The organism is Bilophila sp. (assembly GCF_057864385.1).
In genome coordinates this window covers 1-4,651 of sequence record NZ_DBMAFI010000119.1, presented here as the reverse complement: position 1 = coordinate 4,651, position 4,651 = coordinate 1, and the positions used below count along the sequence as shown (strand labels likewise).

Sequence of the window (4,651 nt, the reverse complement as noted above, 5' to 3'; positions counted from 1 at the left end):
TACCGAACTGGGACAGGCGCAAAGCCAGCTCCAGCGCGTCGGCGGAGGCTTTCAGCGTCTTGGTGGGGATGCAGCCGTTGTTCAGGCAGGTCCCGCCGAGGTTCCCGCTTTCCACGAGGGTCACGGACATCCCGGCGCGGGCGGCGGCAAAGGCGGCCGTGTATCCGCCGGGGCCTCCCCCGATGACGGTCAGGCGTATGGACATGGCGCGCCTCCTAGTCCTCGTCGCATTCGAGATTCAGATTGTATTTCACCGGGAAGGCCGCTTCGAGCGAGCCCGTGATCAGACAGCCCTGCTTCATGATCTTTTCCACGCGGCCGAAAATGAACTCGTATTCCTGATCCATGAACACGGTCACGTCCAGATCGATCCCGGTCACGCGGCCCCGGCCCTTGTCGTCCGTGCCGGTGCGCACCGTGGCCTTGCCTTCGATGCGGCGGTACTTGGCGCTGCGGGTTTCGAGCGCCTTGTCCAGCGCCGCGCAGTAACAGTAGAGCGCGGACGAGGCGAGCAGCTTCTTGGCCGTGCCGGGCCGTTCTTCGGCGGGGATCTGCTCCCCGTCGATGGAAATGACGCCGAAAGCGGCGGATTCCATATCCAGATCGACTTTGGCGCCCCGGCGGGCGATGGAAACGCTGAGTTCGTGTGACATGGGCATATCCTCCCGGATGGATTACGGAACATGGCGGCGCTGGCCGCGTTTGGCTTCCCTTGGCTGCCTTTTCTTTTGCATTTTGGATGCCAACGCCATCCGGGGCCTTTGCCGCCCTCCCCTCCGCCCGGCTTTATCCCCCCGGAAAATCCTGTTTCCCTATCCGTACATCTTTCTTGAGAAAAAAAGAGCGAATCACCGGCATGGGCCGTTTCCCCCCGCATCTGGCCTTGCCGTCCGCCCTAAAACGTGAAATACTGCACAACAGAAGCGACAAAAATGTCGCTAAAGACGACAAATCATTCAGGGGAGAATCCGATGGAACTCTTCGCATCCGTTCCCGGCCTTGCCGTGGAGGAAAGCTACGTCAGGCTGCTCAACCACCTGCCGGGTCTGGCCTATCGCTGCCGCGTGGACCGCACCGACCCTATCATATCGGAACGCCTTGAATATACGTTGGAATTCGTCAGCAAAGGCAGTTATGATCTGCTCGGCATCCCCGCCGAGGACATGGTGCGGAACAACAACAATACCATCGAGCGTATGATGCATCCCGACGATCTCCAGAAGACGCGCCGGAACATCTATGACAGTATTGTCGCGCACCAGCCCTATCAGGTGATGTACCGGGTTTCGCTCCCGTCCGGGCGGCTGAAATGGATATGGGATCAGGGCGAGGGGGTTTTCGACGCCGACGGCGAACTGCGCTACCTCGAAGGGCTGATGATGGACATCAGCGAACAGAAGTTCCAAGAGCTTGAGCTCAAGGAAGAAAACCGCCAGCTCAAGGCTTCCGTCAGCAATCTCTACGGGTTGGGAAACATCGTCGGCAAAAGCGAGGCCATGCGGAGGGTATACGGCCTCATCCTCAAGGCCGCCGAAACGGACACCAACGTCATCATTTACGGCGAGACCGGTTCGGGCAAGGATCTCGTCGCCAAGGCCATCCACGAGTACAGCGCCCGGAAGGGCAACTACGTCCCGGTCAACTGCGGGGCCATTCCCGAACAGCTTCTGGAGAGTGAATTTTTCGGGCACACCAAGGGGGCCTTCTCCGGAGCGCATGCCAACAAGGAAGGATACATCGGGGCGGCCCACAACGGCACGCTGTTCCTTGACGAGATCGGCGAACTGCCCATCCATCTCCAAGTAAAACTGCTCCGGGCCATCGAAAACAAGATGTATACCCCTGTCGGTAGCAACACCCCCAAGGTTTCGGCCTTCCGTCTGGTCGCGGCCACGAACCAAGACCTTTCAAAAATGGTTTTGGAAAAAAAGATGCGCTCGGATTTTTATTACCGCGTCCATGTGCTTTCCATCACATTGCCGCCCCTGCGCGAGCGGCACGGGGACATCCCGCTGCTTGTCGAGGCCTACATGGAGCGCAAGGGCATCACCTGCGCCCTGCCGCTCCAGGTGCGTTTGGCGATGGAGCATTACGACTGGCCCGGCAACGTGCGCGAGCTGCACAATTTTCTCGACCGTTACACGGCCTTCGGGGATGTGGCCCTTGAATCCCTCGGGGATGCAGGCAAGACGGATCTGCTTTTCCCCGCCCTGCATCACGAGGGGCTTACCCTTGAGAACGCCACGCTTCAGCTTGAGGAGCGCATGATCCGGCAGGCTCTTGAACGCTGCCGCTGGCGCAGGGGCGACGCAGCCGAGGCTCTCGGCCTGAATCTGCGCACCCTCCAGCGCAAGATGAAGCGGCTCGGCATGGGGAGATAGGCGAAGGGGAATGAGAAGATTGGGGAGGGGGAATCTTTTTGGGGAGGCTCCGTCACGGTATGTGGGTGTTTCATCTCCACAGCACAGTGGGCATACAACCTTTTTCTCCAGTTTTCCCCTTGGCTGAATCCAAGGTTAGGGCATTTTGCCGATTATTCCTTTGGAATTTCAAGAAAAAACATCAACCGCTTTCTATGGCACAGCCTTTGAAAAAAGGTTCCACCTCCCCTCCCAATTTCCGCGCTCTCCCAGCCCGCATACAAACCCCAAAAAACTACCGCACCCGCCACACCCCGACGGCAAGGGCAACGCCGGAGGCCAGCAGGCCAGAAGCCACCCAGAACAGGGAACGGATTTCGTGGGCAAGCAGAAATCCCCACAGGCCCGTATGACGCGAACCGTCCCAGTCCGTTAACTGCACGGGATGCATCAGGGAAAGCGTCCAAAGGGCCAGCAGCCCAAGCCCTCCGATCATGAACAGCACGATCCCGCATATCGCGGCGGCATGGCGCAGGAGAGGCCGAAGATCGGAACCATGCCCCCCGGAACCCTCAGGACGGGCCGGAGAAGCAGGGAACACCGGCTTATCGGACGAGGCGGATTCAGGAAGGGGCGTTTCCGGCAGGCCGGAGGAAAGCCCCGCAACCCCGGAAAGCGGTACCGAGGGACATCCCGCAATACCGAAAAGGGGATCGGCTTCTTTTCCAGATGCAACAGGGGAAACCTGCCCACAGAAGGCAACGCTCTCCGCAACAACGGCTGAACCCGCCCCTGTTAGGGAAGGGGCCGCCTCTTGGGGAATGCCGGACACGCCCGGCGGGTACTCCTCAACAAGGGGCGGGGAATCCGCAGCAATGAAAGAAGAAGAAGAAGAAGAAGAAGAAGAAGAAGAAGAAGAAGAAGGTGACGAGGAGGGGGAGGAAACCCGCTGCGGCCCCCTGAGCAGGAAATCGAGGCTCACGCCGAGCACATCGGCAAGCTCCACCAACCTGTCCAGATCCGGTGCGGACTGCCCGGTTTCCCATTTGGTGACCGACTGGCGCGATACGCCCGTAAGCTGTGCCAGTTCCTCTTGGGAAAGGCCCATTGCCTTTCGGCGTGCCTGTATTTTTCCGCCGATATTGAGATGCTTCCTCGTCATCGGGCGTCTATAGCGTTTCCGGCGGATAAGTCAAATCCATGAGAAAAAGGGCACGGCGGGCATTTCCCGGCTGGCGGCATATGCCAGCAGACAAGCATCACCGAAAAAGGATGAAATGACAGTGTATTATTAAATCCCGTGGGGATTCCTCCCATGCAGCGGCAAAGCAAACGGCGGGCCCCCGGAAGGCGCCCGCCGATCGTGTATCCGTAAAATATACGGAGTATTACTTTAATTTGGAAAGGGCCTTATCGTAGAACGCGCACAGCGCATCAACGTCCTGTTTCTGCTGGAGCTGGAGAAGCTCAGGCTGAAGCTCCTGCATCACCTTGGCGTACCCCTCAGGGTCTTGCTGCGATTTGGCCTGTACGGCCTGCGCAAAGGCCGTAGCCTTTTGCTGGGCTTCCTCGGCGGTGCATCCGGCCTGAGCCAAGCCAGCCATTCCGAGCGTCAGGGCCACAGCCGCGCATACGATCAACTTTCTCATAAAAGGGATACTCCTTTAAAAAAGATTTCCTGCCGGGCGGCTTTCCGATGCCATTTGGGAGCCTTTCCGACAAATCCTGTTTGCCCGATCCCCCTTCCAATCGCCACCAACCGCCGGTTTACATTCCGGCAACCAGCAGGTGCAGTCACATAACGGCAGTATGTTGGAACCATCCGCCGCGAAGATTTTTCCCTGATTGGGAAGGCTGGGTCACAGCAAACGGTTGATGCCTTCTTCCTTAAAATCCCAAGGCCCTGATAGGATGTAGTTGTTTCATCTCCACAGCGCGGTAAAAATACGGCCTTTTTCTCCGGGTTCCCTCGGCGGAATCCATAACCAAGGCATTTTGCCGGTTATTCCCTTGGAACTTCAAGGAAAAAAGCATCAGCCATTTTCTATGGACAGCCAATCCCAAAAGGATAACCAACAAAATCCCTCAGCCATGAAGCCGGGCAACGGGAAAACCAGATAAAAAGGCTGTTTTTCAATGGCCCTGTCATAGTGTGCGGTTGTTTCATCTCCACAGCACGGTGAAAAGACAGCCTTTTTCTCCGGGTTCCCTCGGCGGAATCCATAACCAAGGCATTTTGCCGGTTATTCCCTTGGAACTTCAAGGAAAAAAGCATCAGCCATTTTCTATGG

6 protein-coding genes are annotated in these 4,651 nt (G+C 57.8%); 1 reads left to right on the top strand and 5 read right to left on the bottom strand.

Annotated features, from left to right (window positions below; all coding sequences use genetic code 11):
- Both ACZM8Y_RS17740 and ACZM8Y_RS17735 read right to left on the bottom strand, forming a co-directional pair.
- On the bottom strand, positions 1 to 205 hold a 205-nt coding region (locus ACZM8Y_RS17740), incomplete at its 3' end, for an FAD-dependent oxidoreductase (protein WP_489501965.1).
- A gap of 10 nt (positions 206 to 215) precedes the next feature.
- Positions 216 to 653: an OsmC family peroxiredoxin gene (locus tag ACZM8Y_RS17735; protein ID WP_479859657.1), complete on the bottom strand. Its 438-nt coding sequence runs from the start codon at positions 651 to 653 to the stop codon at positions 216 to 218.
- 318 nt (positions 654 to 971) lie between these two features.
- On the opposite strand from ACZM8Y_RS17735, the gene ACZM8Y_RS17730 reads away from it, so the two are divergent.
- On the top strand, positions 972 to 2,381 hold the full coding sequence (locus ACZM8Y_RS17730; protein WP_482333455.1) for a sigma-54 interaction domain-containing protein: 1,410 nt from the start codon (positions 972 to 974) through the stop codon (positions 2,379 to 2,381).
- Between the two features lie 274 nt (positions 2,382 to 2,655).
- Here ACZM8Y_RS17730 and ACZM8Y_RS17725 read toward each other — a convergent pair whose 3' ends face one another.
- The 3 genes from ACZM8Y_RS17725 to ACZM8Y_RS17715 form a co-directional block, all read right to left on the bottom strand.
- The gene (locus ACZM8Y_RS17725; protein ID WP_489501964.1) at positions 2,656 to 3,522 is read right to left on the bottom strand and encodes a helix-turn-helix domain-containing protein; all 867 of its coding nucleotides are present in this window, start codon (positions 3,520 to 3,522) and stop codon (positions 2,656 to 2,658) included.
- A 226-nt stretch (positions 3,523 to 3,748) separates the two neighbouring features.
- On the bottom strand, positions 3,749 to 4,009 hold the full coding sequence (locus ACZM8Y_RS17720; RefSeq protein WP_302551876.1) for a BTB/POZ domain-containing protein KCTD2: 261 nt from the start codon (positions 4,007 to 4,009) through the stop codon (positions 3,749 to 3,751).
- 395 nt (positions 4,010 to 4,404) lie between these two features.
- Positions 4,405 to 4,651, bottom strand: a 247-nt coding sequence (locus ACZM8Y_RS17715) for a hypothetical protein (protein WP_489501962.1), incomplete at its 5' end; no start/stop codon positions are given.

What these genes read in the sequence shown, in the direction of transcription:
- ACZM8Y_RS17735 (WP_479859657.1), bottom strand. Translation starts at nt 653, where the DNA reads ATGTCACACGAACTCAGCGTTTCCATCGCCCGCCGGGGCGCCAAAGTC.
- ACZM8Y_RS17725 (WP_489501964.1), bottom strand. Translation starts at nt 3,522, where the DNA reads ATGACGAGGAAGCATCTCAATATCGGCGGAAAAATACAGGCACGCCGA.
- ACZM8Y_RS17730 (WP_482333455.1), top strand. Translation starts at nt 972, where the DNA reads ATGGAACTCTTCGCATCCGTTCCCGGCCTTGCCGTGGAGGAAAGCTAC.
- ACZM8Y_RS17720 (WP_302551876.1), bottom strand. Translation starts at nt 4,009, where the DNA reads ATGAGAAAGTTGATCGTATGCGCGGCTGTGGCCCTGACGCTCGGAATG.